This is a genomic window from Halomonas gemina (assembly GCF_023554995.1).
Classification (GTDB): Bacteria; Pseudomonadota; Gammaproteobacteria; order Pseudomonadales; family Halomonadaceae; genus Halomonas; species Halomonas gemina.
Genome location: NZ_JAMJPK010000010.1, coordinates 37988 through 62332 on the forward strand (window position 1 = coordinate 37988; position 24345 = coordinate 62332).

Annotated in this window: 25 protein-coding genes; 8 read left to right on the forward strand and 17 right to left on the reverse strand. The window is 66.4% G+C overall.

What is annotated here, in order from left to right; translation table 11 throughout:
• Positions 1–2 precede the first annotated feature (2 nt).
• From M8009_RS17620 to trmB, 12 genes are all read right to left on the reverse strand, one after another.
• On the reverse strand, positions 3–908 hold the full coding sequence (locus M8009_RS17620) for an NAD(P)-dependent oxidoreductase (RefSeq protein WP_250063574.1): 906 nt from the start codon (positions 906–908) through the stop codon (positions 3–5).
• Positions 905–2269, reverse strand: coding sequence for an amidohydrolase family protein (locus tag M8009_RS17625; RefSeq protein ID WP_250063576.1), 1365 nt, complete (start codon positions 2267–2269; stop codon positions 905–907). Before M8009_RS17625 ends, M8009_RS17620 begins: the two co-directional genes overlap by 4 nt.
• Complete coding sequence (locus M8009_RS17630) at positions 2266–3345, reverse strand: maleylacetate reductase (protein ID WP_430886925.1); 1080 nt, start codon at positions 3343–3345, stop codon at positions 2266–2268. The genes M8009_RS17625 and M8009_RS17630 overlap by 4 nt, the downstream gene beginning before the upstream one ends.
• A 53-nt stretch (positions 3346–3398) precedes the next feature.
• A complete protein-coding gene (locus tag M8009_RS17635; RefSeq protein WP_250063578.1) occupies positions 3399–4973 on the reverse strand; it encodes a sugar ABC transporter ATP-binding protein in 1575 nt (524 codons plus the stop codon).
• On the reverse strand, positions 4970–5929 hold the full coding sequence (locus M8009_RS17640; RefSeq protein ID WP_250063580.1) for an ABC transporter permease: 960 nt from the start codon (positions 5927–5929) through the stop codon (positions 4970–4972). The genes M8009_RS17635 and M8009_RS17640 overlap by 4 nt, the downstream gene beginning before the upstream one ends.
• Before the next feature lie 14 nt (positions 5930–5943).
• Complete coding sequence (locus M8009_RS17645) at positions 5944–6954, reverse strand: ABC transporter permease (RefSeq protein WP_250063581.1); 1011 nt, start codon at positions 6952–6954, stop codon at positions 5944–5946.
• A gap of 246 nt (positions 6955–7200) precedes the next feature.
• The gene (locus tag M8009_RS17650) at positions 7201–8139 is read right to left on the reverse strand and encodes a sugar ABC transporter substrate-binding protein (protein ID WP_250063583.1); all 939 of its coding nucleotides are present in this window, start codon (positions 8137–8139) and stop codon (positions 7201–7203) included.
• A gap of 573 nt (positions 8140–8712) precedes the next feature.
• On the reverse strand, positions 8713–11706 hold the full coding sequence (glnE, locus tag M8009_RS17655; protein ID WP_250063586.1) for a bifunctional [glutamate--ammonia ligase]-adenylyl-L-tyrosine phosphorylase/[glutamate--ammonia-ligase] adenylyltransferase: 2994 nt from the start codon (positions 11704–11706) through the stop codon (positions 8713–8715).
• Positions 11707–11773: 67 nt separating this feature from the next.
• Entirely contained in the window at positions 11774–12145 is a 372-nt protein-coding gene (locus M8009_RS17660; RefSeq protein WP_250063588.1) for a diacylglycerol kinase, read from the reverse strand.
• A gap of 18 nt (positions 12146–12163) precedes the next feature.
• Entirely contained in the window at positions 12164–13597 is a 1434-nt protein-coding gene (gene dacB / locus M8009_RS17665; RefSeq protein WP_250063590.1) for a D-alanyl-D-alanine carboxypeptidase/D-alanyl-D-alanine endopeptidase, read from the reverse strand.
• Between the two features lie 32 nt (positions 13598–13629).
• Positions 13630–13962 carry a DMT family transporter gene (locus M8009_RS17670; RefSeq protein ID WP_250063592.1) on the reverse strand — a complete coding sequence of 111 codons (333 nt, stop codon included), beginning with the start codon at positions 13960–13962 and terminating at the stop codon, positions 13630–13632.
• Complete coding sequence (trmB, locus tag M8009_RS17675; RefSeq protein ID WP_250063594.1) at positions 13959–14675, reverse strand: tRNA (guanine(46)-N(7))-methyltransferase TrmB; 717 nt, start codon at positions 14673–14675, stop codon at positions 13959–13961. The genes M8009_RS17670 and trmB overlap by 4 nt, the downstream gene beginning before the upstream one ends.
• Positions 14676–14864: 189 nt before the next feature.
• Between trmB and M8009_RS17680 the strand changes: the two genes are divergently transcribed.
• The 3 genes from M8009_RS17680 (at position 14865) to M8009_RS17690 (ending at position 17549) form a co-directional block, all read left to right on the forward strand.
• Positions 14865–16754 (forward strand): beta-ketoacyl synthase, encoded by a 1890-nt coding sequence (locus M8009_RS17680; protein ID WP_250063701.1) that lies wholly within the window; start codon positions 14865–14867, stop codon positions 16752–16754.
• Positions 16754–17233, forward strand: a complete 480-nt coding sequence (gene coaD, locus M8009_RS17685; RefSeq protein ID WP_250063596.1) for a pantetheine-phosphate adenylyltransferase — start codon at positions 16754–16756, stop codon at positions 17231–17233. The genes M8009_RS17680 and coaD overlap by 1 nt, the downstream gene beginning before the upstream one ends.
• Positions 17234–17300: 67 nt before the next feature.
• Complete coding sequence (locus M8009_RS17690) at positions 17301–17549, forward strand: YfhL family 4Fe-4S dicluster ferredoxin (RefSeq protein WP_250063598.1); 249 nt, start codon at positions 17301–17303, stop codon at positions 17547–17549.
• 121 nt (positions 17550–17670) lie between these two features.
• Here the strand turns inward: M8009_RS17690 and M8009_RS17695 are convergent, their stop codons facing one another.
• The gene (locus M8009_RS17695; RefSeq protein WP_250063600.1) at positions 17671–17994 is read right to left on the reverse strand and encodes a hypothetical protein; all 324 of its coding nucleotides are present in this window, start codon (positions 17992–17994) and stop codon (positions 17671–17673) included.
• A 187-nt stretch (positions 17995–18181) separates the two neighbouring features.
• Between M8009_RS17695 and M8009_RS17700 the strand changes: the two genes are divergently transcribed.
• From M8009_RS17700 to M8009_RS17720, 5 genes are all read left to right on the forward strand, one after another.
• Entirely contained in the window at positions 18182–18793 is a 612-nt protein-coding gene (locus M8009_RS17700) for a porin family protein (protein WP_250063602.1), read from the forward strand.
• Positions 18794–18895: 102 nt separating this feature from the next.
• Positions 18896–20260 carry an MATE family efflux transporter gene (locus tag M8009_RS17705; protein WP_250063604.1) on the forward strand — a complete coding sequence of 455 codons (1365 nt, stop codon included), beginning with the start codon at positions 18896–18898 and terminating at the stop codon, positions 20258–20260.
• 70 nt (positions 20261–20330) lie between these two features.
• A complete protein-coding gene (locus tag M8009_RS17710; RefSeq protein ID WP_250063606.1) occupies positions 20331–21641 on the forward strand; it encodes a short-chain fatty acid transporter in 1311 nt (436 codons plus the stop codon).
• A 79-nt stretch (positions 21642–21720) separates the two neighbouring features.
• The gene (locus M8009_RS17715; protein WP_250063608.1) at positions 21721–22104 is read left to right on the forward strand and encodes a DUF1622 domain-containing protein; all 384 of its coding nucleotides are present in this window, start codon (positions 21721–21723) and stop codon (positions 22102–22104) included.
• Between the two features lie 32 nt (positions 22105–22136).
• Complete coding sequence (locus tag M8009_RS17720; protein WP_250063610.1) at positions 22137–22640, forward strand: acyl-CoA thioesterase; 504 nt, start codon at positions 22137–22139, stop codon at positions 22638–22640.
• A 12-nt stretch (positions 22641–22652) separates the two neighbouring features.
• On the opposite strand, the gene M8009_RS17725 is transcribed toward M8009_RS17720, so the two are convergent.
• The 4 genes from M8009_RS17725 to M8009_RS17740 all read right to left on the reverse strand — a co-directional run bounded on the left by M8009_RS17725 (position 22653) and on the right by M8009_RS17740 (position 24298).
• Positions 22653–22985 carry an I78 family peptidase inhibitor gene (locus M8009_RS17725; RefSeq protein WP_250063612.1) on the reverse strand — a complete coding sequence of 111 codons (333 nt, stop codon included), beginning with the start codon at positions 22983–22985 and terminating at the stop codon, positions 22653–22655.
• A gap of 113 nt (positions 22986–23098) precedes the next feature.
• On the reverse strand, positions 23099–23230 hold the full coding sequence (locus tag M8009_RS17730) for an entericidin A/B family lipoprotein (RefSeq protein WP_250063614.1): 132 nt from the start codon (positions 23228–23230) through the stop codon (positions 23099–23101).
• A gap of 103 nt (positions 23231–23333) precedes the next feature.
• On the reverse strand, positions 23334–23465 hold the full coding sequence (locus M8009_RS17735) for an entericidin A/B family lipoprotein (RefSeq protein WP_250063616.1): 132 nt from the start codon (positions 23463–23465) through the stop codon (positions 23334–23336).
• A gap of 86 nt (positions 23466–23551) precedes the next feature.
• Positions 23552–24298, reverse strand: a complete 747-nt coding sequence (locus tag M8009_RS17740) for a sulfite exporter TauE/SafE family protein (RefSeq protein WP_250063618.1) — start codon at positions 24296–24298, stop codon at positions 23552–23554.
• Positions 24299–24345 lie beyond the last annotated feature (47 nt).

Genomic DNA, 24345 nt, shown 5'->3' on the forward strand with positions numbered 1-24345 from the left:
GGTCATTTCCTCTCGATGGCCGGCAGCCCGGAGAGGCGCTCGGTGTGGTGGATCGTGGCGATGTAGTCATCCCCACCGTGCCCCGTGCCGATCAGCGAGCTGTAGGCCTCGCGCATCTGGGCGGCCAGGGGCACGGCGACACCGTCTCCGTGGGCACAGCCGAGGATCAGGTCCAGGTCCTTGGCCATCTGGGCGGCCGAGAAGGTGGAGGTGAAGTCACGGTCCTTCAGCGGCTGGGTCTTGTACTTGACCATCGGCGAGCCCACGGCACTGTCGGCCATCAGGTCCAGCATCGCGTCCCAGCCGATGTTGCCCTTGCGGGCCATCGCCAGGGCCTCGCCCATCATCCCGGCGCTCACCGCGATCATCAGGTTGATGGCCAGCTTGGCGTAGCGAGCCTGCTCATCGTCACCGAGCCAGTACTGGGCCTTGGTGAAGGTGTTCATCACCGGCACGGCCTCCTCCAGGGCCTCGCGCGGACCGGAGACCATGGCCGACAGGGTCCCGGACTCGGCGGCGACCGGGTTGCCCGACACCGGGCTACGCAGATAGGCAATGCCCCGCTCCTCGGCGGCCACGGCCACCCTGGCGGAGGCCTCGATGCTGACGGTACTGGTCTCGATAAGCACACTCCCCGGCGCCAGCTTCGCCAGCAGCTGGCCGGTTTCCAGCGTCAGGCCCAGCAGCGCCTTGTCGTCGGGAATCGAGACGAAGACCAGGCGGCAGCCCTCGACGGCGGAGGCCAGGTCCTCATGTGCCGTGATGCCGGCCTGCTCGGCCAGCGCCATCCGCTCGGCGCTGAGGTCGAATCCCTGGACGGGGTAGCCGGCCGCGGCGATCCGCGTCGCCATGGGCAAACCCAGCTTGCCCAGGCCAATCCAGGCTACCTTGGTGGTGGTGGTGGTCATTGTGACGCCCCCTCTTGTTGCCGTGACTGAAGCTCGGCATTGATGCGGTGGCCGGAGGCTGCCAGGTGGCTGATCCCCTCCTCGACGTCCCCCAGCAGCTTGCCGTGTCGCTTGTGGAATTCCCCCGCCACCATGACGCTGTCGACGTTGGCGAGACTCGCCTGCATGACCACAGCCGATACCGGATCGTTGACCGGCTGCATGTTCAGCAGGCCGCTGTCCAGCAGCACGATGTCGGCCTGCTTGCCCGGCGTCAGACTGCCGATGCGCCCCTCGAGGCCCAGGGCCCTCGCCCCATCGACGGTGATCCACTGAAGCGCCTCGCGGGTGCGGATGGTCGAGGTGTCGGGTATCGTGCCCTGCTCGCGTCGCGAGGCATCGTTGTCCAGCGAGCGCTGCATGCCCAGTGCCATGCGGGCGACGCAGAACATGTCACCGGAAATGACCGATTCGAGATCCACTCCCAGGGAGACGACACCGCCGTGTCGGCGAACGTGGCCGGTGATCGGGAAGCCGTGCCCCTGGGTCATCTCGTTCTCGGGGGCGATGGAGAAGGTCACGCCCTGCTCGCAGAAGCGGGCCAGCTGGCCGTCGTCCAGGCTCTGCCCATGCACGATGTTGATGTCCGGCCCCAGCAGCCCCTGCTCCTCGATCACGTCCCAGCCACCGGGGCTGACGGCCTCGCCGCCGCCCTGGTGCATCGAGGCCACCAGGCCGAACTCCTTGGCCAGTCGGAAATCGTGCAGGCTGACCTCGAGGGTGGAGTAATGCGGCCCGAGAATCGCCAGCCCCAGGGTCACGCGTCCCTCGCGGTCGCCCAGCGAGCCGGCGAGCAGCCGCTCGACCTCGCTGCGCGGATGGGGGATCTCGCTGAAGTGCGGCTGGCCCGGCTTGGGGTCCGGCTTGGGAGAGCCATGGAAGAACAGCGCCCGGATACCGGACTCCTCGAGCCCGCGGATGGCCGCATCGGTATGCTCGGGCGTGGGGTTGTTGTGGCACCAGTCACCCAGGGTGGTAGTACCGCAGTTGAGCTGGTTGAGCGCGCCCATACGGGTGGCGATGTGGATGTCATCCGGGGTGAACAGGGTCGCCAGGCCGCGATGCACATGGCCGAAGTACTCGAGCAGCGTCCAGTTGGCGGCGACGCCGCGCAGCCCCGTCTGCCAGGTATGCATATGGGCATTGACCAGCCCGGGGATCAGGATGCCGCCCCGGCAGTCGACCACTTCGGCCCCCTCGGACGGCAGGTCATGGCCAACCGCCAGGATACGATCGTCTTCCACCAGCACCTGGCCCTTGGCCAGATCGCCGATCTCGGGGTCCATGGTCACCACGGTGGCATTGGTCAGCAGGGTCTTCATGCGTCAGTAACCTCCCTTGACGTCGGGCGACGGCCGGCATGGGCATCGCTCAACAGGCGATGGATGCCGTCGGCCTCGATCTCGCGCGGGTTCCAGTAGGGATTGCCCGTGGCGATCTCGGTCGCCCGGTCGATATCGCTCTCCTGCAGGCCGATGTCGCGCAGGGCCAGGGGGGCGCCCACGGCGCGCGCCAGGTCATAAAGTCCGCCGGCCGCGTCGCCCGCGCCCAGCGCCCGGGCGATGCGTGCCATCGCTTCCGGCGCCGCCTCGGCGTTGTAGGCCACGGCGTGGGGCAGCACGATGGTATGGGTCTCGGCATGGGGCAGGTCGAAGGAGCCGCCCAGGGTGTGGCAGAGCTTGTGATGCAGCGACATCCCGACGGAGCCGAGGCAGGCACCGCACAGCCAGGCACCATAGAGGGCATCCGAACGCGCGTCCTGGTCGGCGGGATTCTCGGCGATCACCGGAAGGCTTCGCGCCAGGGCGGCGATGCCCTCCTCGGCCATCAGCGAGACCACCGGGTTGCGGTCCTTGGCGTAGAGCGCCTCCACCGCATGGGCGATGGCATTGATGCCGCTGGTCCCGGACATGCCGACCGGCAGACCCAGCGTCAGGTCGACGTCATAGATCACCACCTCGGGCAGTACCTCGAGGGTGCGCTGGGTCGTCTTGAGGCCGCCTTTGGTTTCCCCGAGGATCGGCGTCATCTCGGAGCCGGCATAGGTCGTGGGGATCGCCACCTGGGGCAGGCCGGCGCGAAGGGCGATGGCCTTGCCGAGCCCGATGGTGGAGCCGCCCCCGATGGCCACGGTGCAGTCCGCCTCGAGTTCCTCGACATGGCGCATCGCCGCGTCGGTGACCTCGACCGGGGTGTGCATCCTGGCCTCGGCGAAGAGGCCGGCCCCTAGCTCGCCCAGTTGGGCGAGCACCTCGCGGGCCTGGCCTGCCTGCTCGGGCGTTGCCAGGACGAGTGCTCGGTGGCAGCCCAGTTCACGGACCTCGTCGGCGAGTCGGGTCAGGGTTCCCTGGCCGAAGATGACGCGTGACGGCAGGCCGTTATAGATGAAGGGCATCATGGTGGTGTCCTCTTGATTGCGTGGGAAGCTGGGTCGCGGGTCGCATGGACACATCAGGCCGAGGCCGAGTGGGAAGGCCCGCTGGTTTCCGTGACGTACTGCCCGGTGATGGCCTGAACCAGCTTGTCCTCGGATACCGCATCGCCGTCGAATTCGGCCGTCACCCGGCCGTCATACATCGCGATGATGCGGTTGCTGACACCCAGCACCTCGGGCATTTCCGACGAGATCACCAGTACCGCATAGCCCGACCGGGCCAGTTCCTTGATCAGCGCATGGATCTCGGCCTTGGAGCCCACGTCGATGCCGCGGGTCGGCTCGTCGAGGATCAGCAGCTTGGGGTGGGTGTGCAGCCACTTGCCGATGACGATCTTCTGCTGGTTGCCGCCGCTGAGGTTGCCGACCTTCTGGCGCCAGCTGGGCGTCTTGATCTTCATCGCCTGCTGGTACTTGTCGTAGACGACCTTCTCTTCCCTGGTCTTCATGAAGCCCATGGAGGAGACACTGCCAAGCGCCGAGAGGGTCATGTTGTCGCGACAGTTCATGCCGAGGATCAGGCCCTGGTCCTTGCGATCCTCAGGCACCAGCGCGATCCCCTCTAACACCGCATCGTGGGTGGAACGGATCGTCTCGACCTTGCCGTCGAGCAGGATCTCGCCGGCCGATGGCTGACGCAGCCCGAAGATCGTCTCGGCGACTTCGGAGCGGCCTGCGCCGACCAGACCGTACATGCCGACGATCTCGCCCTTACGCACGTTGAAGCTGACGTCCTCGAAGACCCCCTTGACCGTGAGGTTGCGCAACTCGAGCATGTTCTCGCCGAAATCCTTCGGCTTGCTGGCGTGATCGAGTTCGAGGGTCCTGCCGATCATCAGCTTGGTGACTTCGTCCTCGCTGGTCTCGGCCGTATTCAGGGTCCCGTTGTACTCGCCGTCACGCAGGACCGAGATGCGCTGAGAGAGGTAGAAGATCTCGTCCATGCGGTGCGAGATGTAGACGATGCCTACCCCCTGCTCCTGCAGGTTGTGGATGATGTCGTAGAGCACCGGTTTCTCGTGGTCGGTCAGTGATGCCGTCGGCTCGTCGAAGACCACGATCCGCGGTGTGAAGACCAGGGCTCGGGCGATCTCGACCATCTGCTTCTTGGCAATGGAGAGATTGCTGACCATGTCGCGGGAGCTGAAGGTACACTTGAGGCGATTGAGTATCTCGGTGCTGTCGGCATGCAGCTTCTTCCAGTCGACGCGGTTGCCCCATTTCAGCGGCAGGCTGCCCAGGAAGATGTTCTCCGCCACCGACATCTCGGGGACCAGCGACTGCTCCTGGTGAATCAGCACGATACCGCTCTTCTTGGCCTGCTTGGGGTTCTCGAAGGACTTCTCCTCTCCCGCCAGTATGATCTGGCCCCCGTTGGGCTGGTGCTTGCCGGCCAGCACCTTCATCAGGGTGGACTTGCCGGCGCCGTTCTCGCCCAGCAGGGCATGCACCTCACCCGCCCTGACGTCGAAGCTGACCTTGTTCAGGGCCACCACACCGGGGAACTTCTTGGTGATATCGATCAACGACAGTACGGGGCTCGGGGAATCCGCACCGTGACTGGCGTTCCGGTTCATGGCTGCAGTGCTCATATGCTGACTCCCTTGCTGGCATGGACATTGATCCGCTGGTCGATGATCAGCACCGAGATCAGGATGACGCCGAGAATGACCAGCACGTAGAAGGCCGGCACCTGCATCAGGTTCATGCCGTTACGCAGGATCCCGATGGCCAGCACGCCGCCCAGGGTGCCGGTGATGCTGCCGAATCCGCCTGCCAGCTTGGTGCCGCCGAGCACTACCGCCGTGATGGTCCAGAGCTCGTAGTCACGACCCAGGTTCGGCGTTGCGGCGCCCATCTGGGTCGCGAGCATCACGCCGGCCAGGGCCGCGAAGAACCCCACGATCATGAAGTTGATCATCATGTGACGACCGATGCGGATACCCGCATCCAGGGCGGCCTCGGGGTTGCCGCCCACGGCGAAGGTATTGCGCCCATGGCCGGTCTTCTTCAGCACCAGATGCATCACCAGGGTGCAGATGAGGAAGATGATGGCGAGTACGGGAAACGGCCCGATCGAGGCGACCCCGAAGTCGGAGAAGGCGAAATTGGTGGCGTAGAAGGACTGCTCTTCGGTGTAGACGAAGATGAGGCCACGGATACCGATCATGGCCCCCAGGGTCACAATGAAGGCGTTGACGCCGGTCTTCCAGACGATCAGGCCATTGATGGCGCCCAACACGAGGCCCGATGCCAGAGCGGCGATGACCGCGATGGTGATGCCATAGTCCTGAAGACCGACCGACAATGATGCCGCCAGCCCCAGGACGGCACCTACCGAGAGATCAATGTTGCCGTTGATCATCACGTAGGTCATGCCCAGGGCAATCAGCCCGATGGTCGAGGTCTGAACCAGGATATTGGTCAGGTTACCGACCGAGAGGAAGTACTCCGACATAAAGCTGAAGAAGACGGTAATGGCGATGACAAATACCCAGATCGGCTGGATAAAGCCACTGCCCTTTAGAAAATCCTTCATGTTAATCATGTTGATCACCAGGTTCAGGAGTGAGTCGTGAACAGACGCTTGCGCTTGTTGGCAAGATCCAGCCACACCGCCAGGATGATGATCACCCAGGTGACGAGCCATTGGGTGTAATAGGGATACCCCAACAGCAGCAGGCCGTTCTGGATGAAGCCCAGGATCAGTACCCCGACGATCGTCTTCCAGATGCTGCCTGCCCCACCCAACAGGCTGGTTCCCCCGAGAATGATCCCGGCCAGCACCAGCAATTCGTAGCCCTGCCCGACGTTGTTCTGGGAACCCATGACCCGCGAGCCCAGAACCAGTGCAGCACAGGCCACGCAGAAGGCCGAGATCAGGTAGGTACTGAATACGCACCAGTTCTTGCGGATACCGGAATACACGGCCGCGGCCGGGTTACCGCCGACGGCGAAGATGCGCCGACCATAGCTGGTGTAGGACATGACGATCTGCATGATGATCGCCAGCACGGCAAAGAGGATTACCGGGACCGCGATACCCAGCACATAGCCTCGTCCGAAGAAGGCGAACCAGGTGCCGCTCTGGTTGGCGATATCGACGTTCTTCCCGCCACTATAGATCAGCACCAGCCCCTGGATCGCCGACAGCATCGCCAGGGTAACGATCAGCGAATTCAGCCGCATGAAGCCGATCAGGAAGCCGTTGACGGCCCCGATCAACAGCGTGAAGACGAACATCAGGATGATGGCACCGGTTGGGCCGATCTTGTCATGCAGATCGACGACCAGCACCGTCGAGAAGGAGAGCATCGACCCGACGGAGAGGTCCAGGTTACCGCCGATGATGACCACCGTGACACCTACGGCAATGATGCCGATGATCGAAGCCTGACGCACCACCGTCATGATATTTGACTGGGAGAGAAACTGTTCGGAGAACAGCGAGAAAGCGAACATGCAGATAAGAAAGAAGACCAGGATACCCTGAGCGGAAAGAAAGTTCAGGAGACCTGCCTTATACTTCTTATTCAGCATGATGGCTTGTTTACCTTGTTCTACAGAAGCCATGATACTCACCTTTATTGGCACTACTGACTGAAGGCCAGGATGCTTCCGTTGCAGTCGTCGCCCCGATGGCATGCCCGGGAGCATGCCATCGATCCGAGAAAACTCGTGGCCATTTGGCATGGCAGACGGAACAGAGTGTCGTTCCTGGTGTTCCGAAAGAAGAGTCTTTATCAAATATTCCGGAACCACTGTCCCCGGGTCACCTGAGAAGGCCAAGCCCCCTGCGTGACCCGAGAACCCCGAAGCTTAGAAAACGGGTTTGTCGAACTCGGCCAGGTTGTCGGCGGTGATCTTGGGTGTCTCGAAGAAGTTCATCTTCGGCACCTCTTCACCCGCCAGGACATCGAGGGCGGTCTGGAGGGCCGCTTCCGCGTCATCGACCGGTGACTGATAGATGGAGCCGTAGTACTCGCCACGCTCGATGGCCTCGTAACCCACGGCGAAATTGGTGGCACCGATGAACACGATCTCGTCGGCCCGGCCGGCGCTCTTGGCCGCGTTCAGGGCACCGACACCCATGTTGTCATCCCCGGCATAGACGCCGTCGATGTCATCGTATTTGGTGAGGAAGTTCTCCATGACCCGCTGGGCCTTCTCACGGTTCCAGTCGGCGGGCTGGGTCTCCACGAGTTCGACGCCGGGGCACGCCTCGGGCAGTCGCTCCTCAAAGCCCTTGGCACGCTCCATGGCAGTGGTATACCCCGGCTGACCGGTGATCTGCACGACCCGTCCCTCACCGTCGAGGGCTTCGCACATCATCTCGGCAGAAGAGGCCCCCTGCTGGACATTGTCGGGGCCCGAGAAGGCCGCAATGTAGTCAAGGCCCGCCTCGGCGATCTTGGAGTTGGTTACCACGACGGGGATGCCGGCCTTGTGGGCCTGGCGGATGGCGGGGATTACCGCCTGTCCGTTGGTCGGCCAGATGATGATGGCATCGACACGCTGCTGGATGAGATTGCGCACCTGGCCGATCTGGCGAGCGACATCGCCGCCGGCATCGAGCACGACGACGTCTACATTGCCTTGCTTGGCGGCGGCTTGCTCGAAGGCACTTTCATAGGTCGTCTGGTAGCTGTCGACACCGACATTGTTCTGGGTGATGCCGATCCGATAGGACTCCTCGGCCTGGGCGAGGCCCGCGGAGAGAATCATGACACTGGTGGCTAGCGCTGTTTTGTAGATCATGTTGTCACCTGCTTTGTTTTAGTTGGACTCACCGACTCGCCGGAGCGGCTTGTCAGGGTCAGGTGAGCTTAGTGCCGTGGCTTGATTCACCGCAACGCGACCATCCCGGCGAAATGACCATTTTGGCTATTTTGCCGTCGCCAGGCGCCACATCCTGGGGCAACAGCGAGGAATGCCGGATTCATTCGTCACTAACCCTTGGTTGTATAAACAGAAAGTATCGGGCAGGCGTTACCGAAGGATCACTCGGTAACGGGACATCACTGGTGCAGACGCAGGGCGCCCCGCCCGTCGATGACGGGCGGGGCGCCGTGGTTTCCATTCCGGGAATCACCGAGAGAGGGGTGGGCGGAGGGTCCGGGCCTCCGGCGTCAGTCATCCCGCGGCGAAGAGGACCTCATGGGCGAGGTAGATCGCGTCGCGGGTAATCCGTTTCTCGAGACGCCTTCACACCAGGCAACCCGTTCGCCATCACGCTCGACGAGGTCGTCACGGTCGGCATTGACCTCCTCCAGGGACTAACGCCTTTATACGTGCTCTATCAGATACCCCGTCTGCACGCCTCGAGGGGAGTCATTGCGGATCCTCCTGCGGCTCCAGCAGTTGCTGCCAGGCCTCGATCACCACCTGGCGGTGCTCCTGGAACGCCTCGTCGCGTCCGCGAACGGGCTCGCGGGTCAGCGAGGCGCGATGGGCGGCGCTGCGCAGGGCCAGGTATGCGTCGCGCAGTCGCTGGCATGTCTCGGCCGGCAGGCGCTCGGTGGCTTCCAGGGTCTCGAGGATGCGCATGTTGTCGCTGTAGGCCAGCAGTACCGGCGCCTCATGGCCCATGGCCAGCACGGCGTACTGGCAGAGGAATTCGAGGTCGACCATCCCACCGGGGTCGTGCTTGAGATCGAACTCGCCCTCCCCGCTCTTGCCGCCCAGGTGGTCGCGCATCTTGTGGCGCATCTTCACCACCTCCTCGCGCAGCGCCTCGAGGTCGCGCTCACGGCCGAGGATCTCGCCGCGAATCGCGTCGAAGCCCTCGGCCAGCCGCGGATGCCCGGCCACCACCCGGGCCCGAACCAGGGCCTGGTGCTCCCAGGTCCAGGCCTGCTCGCGCTGGTAGTCGGCGAAGGCCGAAAGCGTCGCGACCAGCAGCCCCGAGTTGCCCGAGGGGCGCAGGCGCATGTCCACCTCGTAGAGGCTGCCCGCCGGCGTCACCGCGGTCAGCAGGTGAATGATGCGCTGGCCCAGCCGGGTGAAGAAGACCGCGTTGTCGATGGGACGCTTGCCGTCGGTGGCCCCCTGGGTAGCGCCGTCATGGAGGAACACCAGGTCCAGGTCGGAGCCGTAGCCCAGCTCGATCCCGCCCAGCTTGCCGTAGCCGACCACCAGGAATTCGGGCTCGCTGTCGCAGCGCCCACCCTCGCGACGTTCCGGGAAGCCGTGCTTGCGGGTCAGGTGCTTCCAGGCCATGGCCAGCACCGCCTCCAGGATCACCTCGGCGATGTAGGTGAGGTAGTCGCTGACCTTCATCAGGTGGCGGGTTCCGGCAATGTCGGAGGCCGCCACATGCAGTACCTGGGCATGTTTGAAGACGCGCAGCGCCTCGAGCTGGGCCTCCTCGTCATCCTCGGGAAGCCGCCCCAGGGCCTGTCGCAGCTCGTCGGCCAGGCGCTCCTTGTCGGCCGGCGTATAGAGGGTCTCCGGGGTCAGCAGCTCGTCGAGCAGGATGGGATACCGGGCGAGCTGGCTGGCGATCCAGGGGCTGGCGCTGCACAGCTTCATCAGATGCCCCAGGGCATCCGGGTTCTCGCGCAGCAGCGCCAGGTAGGCGGTGCGTCGCAACACCGCCTCGACCAGCGGCAGCACCCGCTCCAGGGCCATGTCGGGGGTCTCGCTGGTGGTCACGGCATCGAGCAGCAGCGGCATGAGGGCCTCGAGTCGCTCGAAGCCGATGCGCTGCATGGCCTGCACCTGGCGCGACTGGCGCAGTGCCCGCAGCCGGCGCAGGGCGGCATCCGGTTCCGCCAGGCCGGCCTCCTCCAGCAGCTCCCGGGCCTCGTCCTCCTCGAGCTCGCCGTGCCACAGTGCGCGCCACTCCTCCAGGCCGACGGCGCCGGGGGCCTGGTCGGCGTCAATGGCCTCGTCGACCTCCTCCTCGGGCTCGGCGATCACCGCATCGAAATGCCGGCGCACCCGCTCCCGCACCTCGTCGAGGCGGGCCATCACCGCCGGCCAGTCCTCCATGTCGAGCGCCAGGGCCACGCGCTCGCGGTCGATGTCGTCATCGGGCAGGGTCTGAGTCTGGCGGTCCTCCAGGGCCTGCAGCACATGTTCCAGGTCACGCAGGAAGGCGTAGTCGGGGGTCAACTCCTCGACCACCTCCCGGGGCAGCAGGCCAAGCTCGGGCAGGCGTTCCAGGGCGGTCTTCAGCGACGTGACCTGCAGCTCGGTGTCACGGCCGCCGCGGATCAGCTGGAAGGCCTGGACCACGAACTCCACCTCGCGGATGCCCCCGGGGCCGAGCTTGATGTTGCCCTGCATGCCCTTGCGCCGGACCTCGCGATTGATCATCGACTTGAGCTCGCGCAGCGACTCGATGGCGCCGAAATCCAGGTACCGGCGATAGACGAAGGGGCGCAGGCTAGAGAGCAGCTCGGCGCCCGCGCCCAGGTCGCCGGCCACCGGCCGCGCCTTGAGCATGGCGTAGCGCTCCCACTCGCGCCCCTGGTCCTGGTAGTAGCCGGCCAGCGAGGAGAAGCTGCCCACCAGGGGGCCGCCGTCGCCCAGCGGGCGCAGGCGCATGTCGACGCGAAAGGCGAAGCCGTCGGCGGTCACCGCGTCCAGGGCAGTGATCAGCCGCTGGCCGAGCTTGGTGAAATACTCCTGGTGCTCCAGGGACTTGCGCCCGCCCTCGGTCTCGCCCTTCTCGGGGAAGGCGAAGATCAGGTCGATGTCGGAGGAGAGGTTCAGCTCGCCGGCGCCGAGCTTGCCCATGCCCAGCACCACCAGCCGCTGCTCGCTGCCGTCGCGACGCGGGGCGGGGCGCCCCCAGCGCGGCGCAAGATGGGCCTCGAGCCAGGTCAGGGCCCCCTCCAGGCAGGTCTCGGCGAGCCGCGACACCGCCCCGCTGGTGTGCCACATGTCGATGCCCGGGGGGCGGGTCAGGTCACGCCAGACGATGCCCAGCATCCGCGCACGACGAAAGCGGCGAATGGCGCCATGCAGGGCCGCCTCGTCCTCGGCGGCCTCCAGCCGCTCGTCGAGCCACTCGCGCAGGGCCTCAGCGGAGGGCGTCGTCTCCAGCTCGCCGCTGGCATCCAGGTGCAACAGCCACTCCGGGTAGCGCACCAGGGTCTCGGCAGCGAAGGTCGAGATGGCCAGCACCCGCGCCAGCTGATACCGCCGCGCGTCGGACAGCGCCAGCCAGTCCTCCAGCGGTGAGTCGCTGCCGTTCATCTCGGCCAGGTTGTCGGCCTGCTCCAGCGAGCTCGCCAGCCGGTCGCGGGCATGCGCCAGGGGAGCCCTCAGGGGCTCGGGAATGTCATCCAGCGGCAGGAAGTCATCGGGCAGGGCCATGGGCGTCTCGCATCCGGTTCTTGAATGCCTCCAGCATAGCGAAGCCAGCCTCGCCCCATAACCCGGCCTAGGTGAGGAATTTCTCCCAGGCCAATAACCCCCAGGTCAGGCCGACGAGGATCAGCGAGAGCATCACCGCCGCCGAGCCGATGTCCTTGGCGCGCCCCGAGAGCTCATGGTGCTCGGTGCCGATGCGGTCCACCACGTTCTCGATGGCGCTGTTGAGCAGTTCCACGATCAGCACCAGCAGGCAGCTGCCCACCAGCAGGATCCACTCCACCGGCCCCTGGCCGATCCACCAGGCGAGCGGCAGCAGGACCACGCAGATCCCGAGTTCCTGCCGGAAGGCCGCCTCGTTGCGAAAGGCCGCGCTGAGCCCCTTGAGGGAATAGCGGGTGGAGTGCACCAGGTGCTGCCAGCCGGTGTGCCCTGGCTTCATGTCGCGCGCTCCGGGGTATCAGTGGGCATCGATCATCTCCTCGAGGTCGGCAGCCAAGGGTTCGAGCACCTGCTGCCAGTTGAGCCAGGGGGTGTTCGAGGTACCGTTGACGAGCGCCGCGAACACGCCCCACTGCCCGCTGCGGGTGCGGAAGTAGCCGCCCACGGCGCGCACCGCCACCGGCTGGTTGAGGGTGCCGGTCTTGAGCATGACATGCTCCTGGAAGGTCGCCGAGCCACGGCGCAGGAAACGCATCACGCCGTTGGCGGGTGACTGCAGGGCCGCGACGAAGCTGGGAAAGAGCGCCGGCCGGCGGTACATGCTCTCCAGCAGGGTGGTGATACCCGCCGCCGAGGTGCGGTTCTCCGGGGTCAGCCCGCTGCCGCTGCGAAGGGTCACGGGACCGTGGTCGGGCAGGCCGGCCACGAAGGCCTCCAGCGCCCCGCCGGCCTGCACCAGGCCGGCGCGGGGCGACTCCACCAGGTTCAGCGCCAGCTGGTCGGCCATGAAGTTGTTGGAGTGGTTGAGGGTGCGCAGCAGCAGTTCCTGCAGCGGCTCGCTCTCCACCTCGGCGAGGGAGCGGGACTCGGCCGGTGGCTCGGTGGACGCCACGCCGGCACCGTCACGCACGCCGATCCCGGCCTGTTCCAGCATCGCCAGCAGGGTCGCCGCGGTCTGGCGCGCCGGGTCGGAGCTGGCCCGGTAGACGGCGCGGGGGCGGGCATTGGTGGAGATCTGTCCGCTCACCACCATGACGTCGCCGCTGTCGCGAAGCACACGTTCGGCATTGAGCCGGGTGCCGCTGTCGTCGGGCTGGGTCTCGACGCGATTGTCGATCCCGACGATCGGCGCCTGGCTGTCGCAACTGGTGATGCGGGCGGGCTCGCCGGGCACGGCGGCGGGGGCCACGCTGACGCACCAGCTGCCGTGGTTCACCCCGGCCGAGGAGAGCAGCGCACTGTAGGCATTGGCCACCCGGGAGTGGGCCTGGCAGCGGTCGGTGGTGATGCACTCCACCGGGCCATAGCGCCACTGGCTGACCACCAGGCGCCCCTCGACCCGGCGCACGCCGGCCTGGTGCAGCCGCTGGGTGAGCCGCCACAGGTCCTCGCTGGTCAGCAGCGGATCCCCCCCGCCGTCGAGCACCAGGTCGCCGTGCAGGACCCCCTCGCCATCGGGCTCGGCCAGGCTCACCAGCCGGGTGGTGAAGCGGTGCTGGGGGCCCCAGCGCTCCAGCGCCGCCGCCGCCAGGTAGACCTTGGAGACCGAGGCCGGTGACAGCTGGCGCTCGGGCTCGATGGCGCCGAGGGTCTCGCCGCTGTCCAGCAGACGGGCCTCGGCACCCAGCAGGAAGCCCTTGTCGGCCAACTCGGCCAGGCGGGTGAAGCCGCTCGCCTGGGCGAACAGCGGCAGCAGCGTCAGCAGGACGCAGAGCAGCGGACGACGGTACATCTAACCTCCAGGCAGCATGGGGGGCCCACAGCTTAATGGGACGCGACGGAAGAGAACACCTGGATCACCACCACGCCACCAACGATCATGGCGAGGCCCAGCAGTGCCGGCAGGTCCGGCTTCTCGCCATAGACCAGGATGCCCACCAGGGTCACCAGCACGATGCCGAGACCCGCCCAGAAGGCGTAGGCGATGCCCACCGGCATGGTGCGCAGCACCAGGGCGAGCAGGTAGAAGGCCAGCCCATAGCCGACCACCACCGTGACGCTGGGCCACAGCCGGGTGAAGCCCTCCGAGGCCTTCAGTGCACTGGTGCCGACCACCTCGGCGACGATCGCCAGCGCCAGGTACAGGAACACCATCATGCGTCCTCCCCGGCGGCCGGCAGCGCGCCCCCGGGCACCAGCCCGGGTGCGTGGGGCAGCTCGACCACCAGCCGCCAGAGCGCCTGTCCGCTGGCATGGTACTTCTGCTCGAAGGGCGTCAGGCAGGCCTCACCCGGCACCAAGGGTTGTGCCTCGGCCGCCACCCCGGTGGCCTGGGTCACCGCCAGGGCGAACTCCTCCACGTAGAGCCGCCAGTTGGAGCGCAGCTCCAGCCGACCGCCCAGCGCCAGGATCACCGGCAGCACCGGATGCCCCTGCCAGCGCATCTTCAGGTGGGCGGCCTTGGGATAGGGGTTGGGATAGAGCAGGTAGTGACGCACCGGCCGCCAGCCCTCGGCCAGGGCCAGGCGCCAGAAGTCCACCAGGTCGGCCCGCACCAGCAGGGCATTATCCGGCAGCCGGCCATGGTCGCGGGAGAGGCGGTCGGCGCTGCGATCGACGCCGATCACCGCGGCGTCCGGGGCCTGCTCGGCCAGCCGGCGCGTCGAGAGCCCCACGCCGCAGCCCGCATCCAGGATCAACGGCGCCCCACCACGGCGCTCGAGCCAGTCCCGGGCCCCGGAAAAGGCCTCGCGGGTGTGCGCGGCGAGCGGCTTGCGCAGGGGATGCTCGAGGGCCCTCGCCACGCGGCGGGCCAGGTCCTGGTGGGGGCCGGTCTGGCGGCTGACGATGGATCGCGAACGGGCAGTCATGGCAGCGAACTCGGCGGAAAGGGAAAGGGCCGGTATTCTACCAGCCGCAAGCCCCCCACGCAGAGGCCCCGGCATGACGCCGCCACGGGCCGGGTGCTATGATCCATGGCCTGACAGCGACACATGCAGCCACGATATCAACCGCACAACGAGGAACCCGGCTTGCCACACTTACCGGTGATCGTCGGCATGGGCGGCGTGAATCCCGCCGGCCGAACCTCGGGCCACCAGGCGTTTCGCCGTACCGTGCTCGACGCCCTGCCCGACGACGACCAGGCCCGCACCCTGCTGGGCCTGGCGGCGATGATGCGCCTGGCCGACTGCCAGGCAGACGGTGCCTGGCATGACGCCGAGGGCCGGCCGCTGGACGCCGCCGGGGTCGTCGAGCAGACCCGTCAGCAGGTGCTCGACCACACCCTGATCCGTCGCATCGAGGATCCCCGCTTCAACGAGGAGGGCCTGCCGGCCAACCGCAAGGCGAGCCTCGCGCTGGACACGCCGCTGACCTTCCGCATCCGCCGCCGCCAGCTGCCCAACGACCTGCCCCCCACCTGGCAGGTTCGGGAGCTGGACCGCCAGAGCCTCGAAGTCACCGTCCCCTCCGGCACCATGGAGGTGATGCTGCCCGAGACGCGCCCGGCCCAGGTGCGCGCCGCCGGCCAGCTGCCCACAGGGTTCGAGCCGAGCCGGCTCTACCGCAGCGTGCACCATCCGCGCGGGCTCTCGATGACGGTATTCGCCGCCAGTGACTGCCTGGGCGACAGCGGCCTGGAATGGGACGAGCTGCGCGACCGCCTCGACCCCGACGAGGTCGCCGTCTACGCCGGCAACTCCATCGGCCAGCTCGATGACGAGGGCTGGGGCGGCCTGCTCAAGAGCTTCGTTTCCGGCAAGCGCGCCACCTCCAAGCAGATGCCGCTGGGCTATGGCCAGATGCCCGCCGACTTCATCAATGCCTATGTGCTGGGCAGCGTGGGCGGCACCGGGGCGGCACTCGGCGCCTGCGCCAGCTTCCTCTACAACCTGCGCCTGGGCGTGGACGACATCCGTGCCGGCCGCCGCCGGGTGGTGCTGGTGGGCACCGCCGACGCCCCGATCACGCCCGAGGTCATCGAGGGCTTCCGCAGCATGGGGGCGCTGGCCGATGACGACGGCCTCAAGGCGCTGGATGCCCTGGAGCTGCTCACCGACCCCGACTACCAGCGGGCCTGCCGGCCCTTCGCCCGCAACTGCGGCTTCACCATGGGCGAGTCCAGCCAGTTCATCATGCTGATGGACGATGCCCTGGCCCTGGAGACCGGTGCCGAGATCCTCGGCAGCGTGCCGGGCGTGTTCGTCAATGCCGACGGCTGGAAGCGCTCGATCTCTGCCCCCGGCATCGGCAACTACATCTCCCTGGCCAAGGCGGCCGCGCTGGTGCGCGACATGCTCGGCGAGACGGCCCTGCGCGAGCGCACCTTCCTCCACGCCCATGGTACCAGCACGCCCAAGAACCGCATCACCGAGTCCCATGTCTTCGACCAGGTGGCCCGCGCCCATGGCATCGCAGCATGGCCGGTGGTAGCGGTGAAGGCCTTCGTCGGCCACTCCCAGGGCAGTGCCGCAGGCGACCAGCTGACCAGCGCCCTTGGCAGCTTCGCCTACGGGCTACTGCCGGGCATCTTTACCCTGGATGCCGTGGCCGACGACGTCCATGCCGAGCGCCTGAAGCTGTTTCGCGAGCCGCTGCCCTTCGTCGCGGATGCCGCCTTCATCAACGCCAAGGGCTTCGGTGGCAACAATGCCACCGGCGTGGTGCTCTCCCCCGCGGTGACCGAGCGGCTGATGGTGAAGCGCCACGGCGAAACCGCCGTGGCCGCCTGGCAGACCCGCCGCGAAGCCACCCGGCAGGCCGCCGCGGCCTATCATCAGGCCGCCGACCTAGGCCGCTTCGAGGTGCGCTACCGCTTCGGCGAGGGCGTGCTGGAGGGGCCCGAGCTCGAGGTCGGCCGCGACGCGATTCGCATTCCCGGCTATGCGCGGGAGGTGTCACTGGCCGTGGACAATCCCTTCGGACGACTCGACGAAGGAGAAGCGTGATGAATACCGCCGTCTATCCCGGCACCTTCGACCCCATCACCAACGGCCACCTCGACCTGATCGAGCGTGCCGCCCGGCTGTTCGACAAGGTGGTGGTGGCCATCGCCACCAGCCCCGGCAAGGGACCTACCCTGGACCTCGACACCCGCATCGCCCTGGCCCGGGAGGTGGTGGCCGGCCTCGACAACGTCGAGGTGGTCGGCTTCTCGGGACTGATGACCGAGTTCATGAAGCAGCAGCAGGCGCGCGTGCTGCTGCGCGGCCTGAGGGCGGTATCCGACTTCGAGTACGAGCTGCAACTGGCCAACATGAACCGCGCCCAGATGCCGGATCTCGAGACGGTCTTCCTGACCCCGGAGGTGGAGAACTCCTACATCTCTTCGACGCTGGTGCGCGAGATCGCCCGGCTCGGCGGCGATGTCTCCAAGCACGTGCATCCCAGGGTCGCCCAGACGCTGAAGAGCCATTACAATACCTGACTAGGAAACTCGGGATTATCCCCTTCCCGAGACCGCTTGCCGGCCAGCGACATCCGTGAGGTACCCCATGGCCCTGATGATCACCGACGAGTGCATCAACTGCGACGTCTGCGAACCCGAATGCCCCAACGGCGCCATCTCGCCGGGGGAAGAGATCTATGTCATCGACCCCGGCCTGTGCACCGAGTGCGTTGGCCACTACGACGAGCCCCAATGCCAGCAGGTCTGTCCGGTGGACTGCATCCCGCTGGACCCGGGGCACAAGGAAAGTCGTGACGAGCTGATGGAGAAGTACCACCTCATCACCGCGGCCTGACCCCGCTCAACGCCAGCACGACCGACGGCGCCCCGCTCATCGAGCGGGGCGCCGTCGTCTGATAACGCGCCTAAACAGCCAGAACACCCGGTTGAGGGACTGGCCGTCGGCGGCAGATGGCCTACATCTCGTCGGCGCGCCTACTAACCTTACACCCCAGGCAGCGCCGGAAGGCCGCCTCGGCCGGGGTCTTGATCAGGGTCTCCGCCGCCCCGTCCACGTTGCCCCCCAGGGCGGTGAACGGCAGCGACACCAGGAAGATCGCCGCACCGCCCACCGTGGCTGCCGCCAGCAGCGGCCGGGCGACGACCGCATCGGCGATCATCGCCCCGCCGCTGGGCTGGGCCTCCATGCGCTCGCCCTGCGCAACGGCCGGCAGGCTGCCCAGCAGCATCACCAGCGCCAGCATGGCGAACATCGTGCTCTTGCCCAATCGCTTCATCATCCTCGCTCCCTGCCCCGTCGCCTGGATTGTCGCCCTGCCGGCCGTCGCCGGACCATGGCATTCATTTGAATTAGCATCTAGAATCATCGAGGTTACATCCTTTCACAGGATCTTACATCAGGGTAGCCAGCTTTTGCCGCTTGCCCAACTGCAGGCCCGCCTGCCCCAGCATGCAAAGGAGCGCATGATGAAACGCCTGATCGCCACCGCCGCCCTGGCCGGGCTGGTCGCCTCCCCCGCCTTCGCCCAGAGCTACCAGTACAGCCCTGCCGAGGGGCCCTATCTGGGTGCCGGGATTGGCCATGCCTCAATGGACAACGATGGCCTGGACTGGCTTGATCGCAACGGATTCAACACCGATGACAGCGATACCGCTTACAAGCTGTTTGCCGGCTACCAGTTCAACCCCAACTTCGCTGTAGAAGCTAACTATGTAGATCTTGGAGATTTCTCTGCCAGTGGCGCTGCGGGTGGTGATAGCGCCAACCTGAAGCTCGGTGTTGATGGCTTCACCGCAGCTCTGGTCGGTAAGCTGCCGATCCAGAACGGTTTCAGTGTTCATGGCAAGTTGGGCATGGTGGCCTGGGATGCCGACATCGATGGCAATGCGACGGTGAATGGCACCTACTATCGCGAGTCCACTGGCGAAGACGGCACCGATCCCTACTACGGTATTGGCGCCGAATACGAGATCGACCGGATCATGATGCGCGCCGAGTACGAGCGCTACGATATCAGCGAGAGCGGCGAGGACTTCGAGATCGACCTCGTCTCCGCCAGCCTGGGCTACCGCTTCTAGCGCCTGACCCACGCTCCTCGACGGCCCCGCCAATCGGCGGGGCCGTTGCGTTCCGGGGCGGTACACGCCACCCTGCCCCGTTTCACCGCCAAGGGACCCGCCGTGACGTCGCCCACGACCACCGCCGGTACGCGACAGCGCATCCTGGCGCTTGCCTGGCCGATCATCCTCTCCAACATCACCGTGCCGCTGCTCGGGCTGGTGGATACCGCCGTGGTCGGCCACTTGCCCGACTCGCGCTATCTCGCCGGCGTGACCCTGGGGGCGACGCTGTTCAGCTTCCTCTACTGGGGCTTCGGCTTCCTGCGCATGGGCACCACCGGCCTCACCTCCCAGGCGGTGGGCCGCGAGGCAGACGGCGAGGTGCGTAACCTGCTCGGCCAGTCGCTGCTGCTCGCCATGGTGATCGGCCTGGGGCTGATCCTCGCCGGGGGCCCGCTGGTGACGCTGGGGCTGTGGCTGCTCGACGGCAGCGAGGTGGCCACGGAGCTGGCCGCGGAGTACGCCCGCATCCGGCTGCTCTCCGCCCCGGCGGTGCTGGCCAACTACGCCATCCTCGGCTGGTTCCTCGGCCAGCAGAACTCGCGGGTGACGCTGGCCATCCTGGTGCTGACCAACGGCGTCAACATCGCCCTCGACCTGCTGTTCGTGGTGGGGCTGGGAATGACCAGCGACGGCGTGGCCTGGGCCACGGTGCTCGCCGATTACACGGCACTCGCCTTCGGCCTCTGGCTGGTCTCGCGCCAGCTCAGGTGGCTGTCGGGGCGCTTCCTGCGTGAACGGCTGCTGCGCCTGGCCGCCTATGGCGAGCTCTTCCGGGTCAATGCCAACCTCTTCGTGCGCACCCTGGGTCTACTGTTCGCCATGGCCTTCTTCACCTCCCGCGGTGCCGCCCAGGGCGATACCGTGCTGGCGGCCAACGCCGTGCTGCTGCAGTTCATCATGCTGACCAGCTACGCCCTGGACGGCTTCGCCCATGCCGCCGAGGCGCTGGCTGGCCGCGCCGTGGGTCGCCGGCGCTTCGACGAGTTCGGCCGGGTCGTGCGCGGTGCCGCCCGCTTCTCGCTGGTCACCGCGGGGCTCGCCGCGCTGGCCTTCGCCTTGGGGGGCGAGTGGCTGATCGCGCTGCTCACCGGCCTGCCGGAGGTGCGGGCCACCGCCGGCGACTACCTACCCTGGATGGTCGTCATGCCGCTGGTCGCGGTGTGGAGCTACCTGCTGGACGGGGTCTTCATCGGGGCCACGGCGATTCGCGAGATGCGCAACAGCATCTATGCGGGACTCGCCGTCTACCTGCCGCTCTGGTGGCTGACCACGCCACTGGGCAACCACGGCCTGTGGCTGGCTTTCCTGGCCTTCGCCGTGGTGCGCTCGGGCGTGCTGGCGGCCTACTACCGGCACCATCGCCGCAGCCGCTGGCGCCATCACGACGCCGGCGGCGTTGATGGAGTCCCCCGCGCCGGGTAGCGCAACCCTCTGAGGTTGCGCTACTTTCTGTCAGACACGCCACAATCGACAACCGAAGAAGGGAACCCTCATGCTCAAGGCCCTATCGAGACCGGCCGTCAAGCTGGTCGAACGCTACCTGCCCGACCCCTACATCTTCGTGCTGCTGCTGACGATCATCGCCGCCGCCGCGGCGATCGCCGTGGAGCGCCAGACCCCGCTGGCGGTGATGCGCTTCTGGGGCGACGGCTTCTGGGGCCTGCTGACCTTCTCGATGCAGATGCTGCTGGTACTGGTCACCGGCTTCATGCTGGCCAGCTCCCCCCCCGTCAAGCGCCTGCTGCAGAGGCTCGCCGGCCTGGCGAAGAACGCCGGCAGCGCCATCATCCTGGTCACCCTGGTGTCGCTGGTCGCCAGTTGGATCAACTGGGGCTTCGGCCTGGTGGTGGGGGCCCTGTTCGCCAAGGAGCTGGCCCGCCTGGTGCGCGTCGACTACCGCCTGCTGGTCGCCAGCGCCTACTCCGGCTTCATCGTCTGGCATGGCGGCCTGGCCGGCTCGATCCCGCTGACCATCGCCACCGACGGCCATTTCACCGCCGAGCAGATCGGCGTGATCGGCACCGGTGACACCATCTTCTCGCTGTTCAACCTGGCCATCGTGGCCTGCCTGTTCATCGCCGTGCCGCTGGTCAACCGGCTGATGCTCCCCGACGAGAACGAGAGCGTCTACATCGACCCCAAGCTGCTGGGTGACGACGAGGAGAGGCGCGTGCGCATCACCCGTCCCGCCGAGCGCCTGGAGAACAGCACGACCCTGGCCTGGCTGGTGGGCATCCCCGGGTTGCTCTTCCTGCTCGACCATTTCATCTTCCGCGACGGTGGCCTGAACCTCAACGTGGTCAACTTCCTGTTCCTGTCGCTGGCCATCGTGCTGCACCGCACGCCGCGCAGCCTGCTCGAGAGCCTCCAGGAGGCGATCAAGGGCGGTGCCGGCATCGTCATCCAGTTCCCCTTCTATGCCGGGATCATGGCGATCATGGTGCAATCGGGCCTGGCCGAGAGCATGTCGGAGACCCTCATCTCCTTCGCCACCGAGACCACCCTGCCGTTCTGGTCCTTCATCAGTGCCGGCATCGTCAACATCTTCGTGCCCTCCGGTGGCGGCCAGTGGGCCGTGCAGGCACCCGTGATGCTGCCCGCCGCCCAGGCCCTGGGTGTGGACATTCCCCGGGTGGCCATGGCCGTGGCCTGGGGCGATGCCTGGACCAACCTGCTGCAGCCCTTCTGGGCCCTGCCAGTGCTCGGCATCGCCGGCCTCAAGGCCAAGGACATCATGGGCTTCTGCCTGATCCAGCTGTTCATCACCGGCATCATCATCGCGGTGGGCCTCACCTGGTTCTGACCCGCCCCCTCTCGCAAACCCCGGCCCGATGTCGGGGTTTGCCTCCTCTGGACGATGACCGGCAGAAGGCGACCTCGAGATGTCGTACTTTCTCTCCCTGATCACGACCATAAGCCTGATCATAGAATTCCTGGGCGTCTTGATCATCGTGTCAGGCTTCGGCATCGCAACCTGGCGCTTCCTCAAGCACCATCACTTCTATGACAATCGGCACGCCTACCTGGAGTATCGTCATGGCGTCGGTCGGTCGATACTGCTGGGGTTGGACTTCCTGATCGCCGGCGACCTGATCAAGACAGTGATTGTCATGAACAGCAGCGAACAGGTTGCCACCCTCGCTGCCGTGGTGCTGATTCGCACCTTCCTGGGCTTCACCCTGCACGTAGAGGTCGAGGGGCACTGGCCCTGGAAACCACCTCATCCACCCCAGCGGCGACAGAATCACCTTTCGGACGATCCCTGATCCGGCCAACCACTTCCCGCGAGGAACTCCCTATGGACTCACCCGACCTGACCGGCCAGCACGAACTCTCCATGACCGTGCTGATGACCCCGGACATGGCCAACTTCAGTGGCAAGGTGCATGGTGGCGCCATCCTCAAGAAGCTCGACGAGGTGGCCTATGCCTGCGCCAGCCGCTACGCCGGCCACTACGTGGTGACGCTGTCCGTCGACCAGGTACTGTTCAAGCAGCCGATCCATGTCGGCGAGCTGGTCACCTTTCTGGCCTGCGTCAACCATGTCGGCAGTTCCTCCATGGAGATCGGCATCAAGGTCGTGGCCGAGGACATCCGCAGAAAGGTGATCCGCCACACCAACAGCTGCTACCTGACCATGGTGGCCGTGGACGACAGCGGCACGCCGGCGCGGGTGCCGCCGCTGAAGCTGGAGACCCGACTCCAGAAGCTGCGCTTCGAGAAGGCGGCCCTGCGCAAGAAGCTGCGCAAGCAGGCCGAGGAAGAGGAACGCCGCACCCAGGCCGAGCACGGCGATCCCTGAGAAGGGGGAGCGTCAGCCGCACTCCAGGGCGGTGATCCGATCTCGCTCGTCCAGGCGGACGTTGAGGCGCTCGGCCCGGTAATCGAGGGTATGGGCCTCACCGGGGCGCATCACGCGCAGGGAATCGGCACCGCTCGCCTCACGCAGGGACGCCCCCAGCGCCGCGTCGAAGTGGCGCCCCACAAAATTCTGGACACGACCGGCACCACAGCCATCCTCGCCATCGGTGACACGAGGGGGCTTTGGTGCCGGCTCGTGGCGAACCGCGGACTCGTTCATGGCGCTGCAGGCGCTCATCAGCGACAGGCCGGCGACGGCCAGCCAGGGTTTCCAGGCGAACGGCATAGGGCAATTCCAGGAGAGTGAAGGGCTCTCGTCGAGACATGAATCAAGACGGGCATGCCCAAGGGCATGCCCGTGTCAGGCTAGGCAGGTTATCGAGCCGGATGACCGGGAACTCAGCTGGCGGCATCCTGCACGGCTTCACCGCCCTGTTCGACGTCCTGGCCGGCGCCTTCCAGGGTATTGCACCCAGCCAGCAGGCCCGCGGTCATCAGCAGCATGAAGCTCATGGCGATCACTTTCTTCATGGCGTGTTCTCCTTAACGGGGTCAGGGGATCCATTCCTTGCCGTGAAGCAATGGCATCTCCAGCCTAGCAGCCATGGCGCTGACATGCCCAGGGGCCACAACGTCAGGAACTGGAGCGCTGGATCGCCTCGCCGCCCTCCTCGATGTCCTGGCCGGCCCCGCGGATGGTGTTGCAGCCACTCAGCAGCGACAGGGTGAAGAGTGAGACCAGGATCAGCGATATTATCCGTTTCATGATGGCTACCTCGTTGCCGTTCCCGATGTGGAACACAAGGGGTGTCTCCCTCAATCTAGCAGGTTCGGCGAGCGTGCCCAGTGGAGTCACCCCAGCAGCAGCCGCAGGATGATCGCGAGGATCACCGCGATGGTCAGCCACTTGACGACGAAGGCCCCGCGCGGGCTCATGTTGACCTTCACCGCCAGCCAGGCTCCCAGCATGCTGCCGGCCGCCAGCACCAGGCCGTAGCCCCAGCGCACCTGGTCATTGGCCACGAAGATGGCCAGGGCCGGCAGGGTGTAGACCAGTATGATCAGCACCTTGAAGACGTTCACCTGGGCCAAGTCGATCTTCAGCATGCGGTAGAGCACCACGATAAACAGGATGCCCACCCCGACCTGGATGAAGCCGCCATAGAGGCCGATGGCGAACATGGCGAGGTAGACCGCCGGCGTGAGGCGCTCCGGCGTCAGCGTGCGGGTCTCCAGGCGCGGCTGGGGCAGCAGCATCAGCAGTGCCGAGCAGGCCATCACCGTGATCAGGATCGCCTCGAAGAGCGCATCTCCGGTCTGCAGGGCCAGCCAGGCGCCGAGCAGCGAGCCGACCACCGCCGGTACCGAGAGCCGCAGCGAGAGACCCAGGTAGCGGGCACCGGCACGGAAGAAGCTGGTCACCGCGGAGATGCTCTGCAGCGCGATCGAGACCCGGTTGGTGCCGTTGGCCGCCTGGGGTGGCAGCCCCAGGAACATCAGCAGTGGCAGGGTCAGCATCGAGCCCCCGGCGGAGAGCACATTGATGAAGCCGGCCAGGGTCCCGATGGCCAGCAGGGCAAGTGCCTCGAGCAGCGTCATGACAGCGTCCGTTGTTGGCGGGTCGAGTAGGCCGCCCAGCATACCGG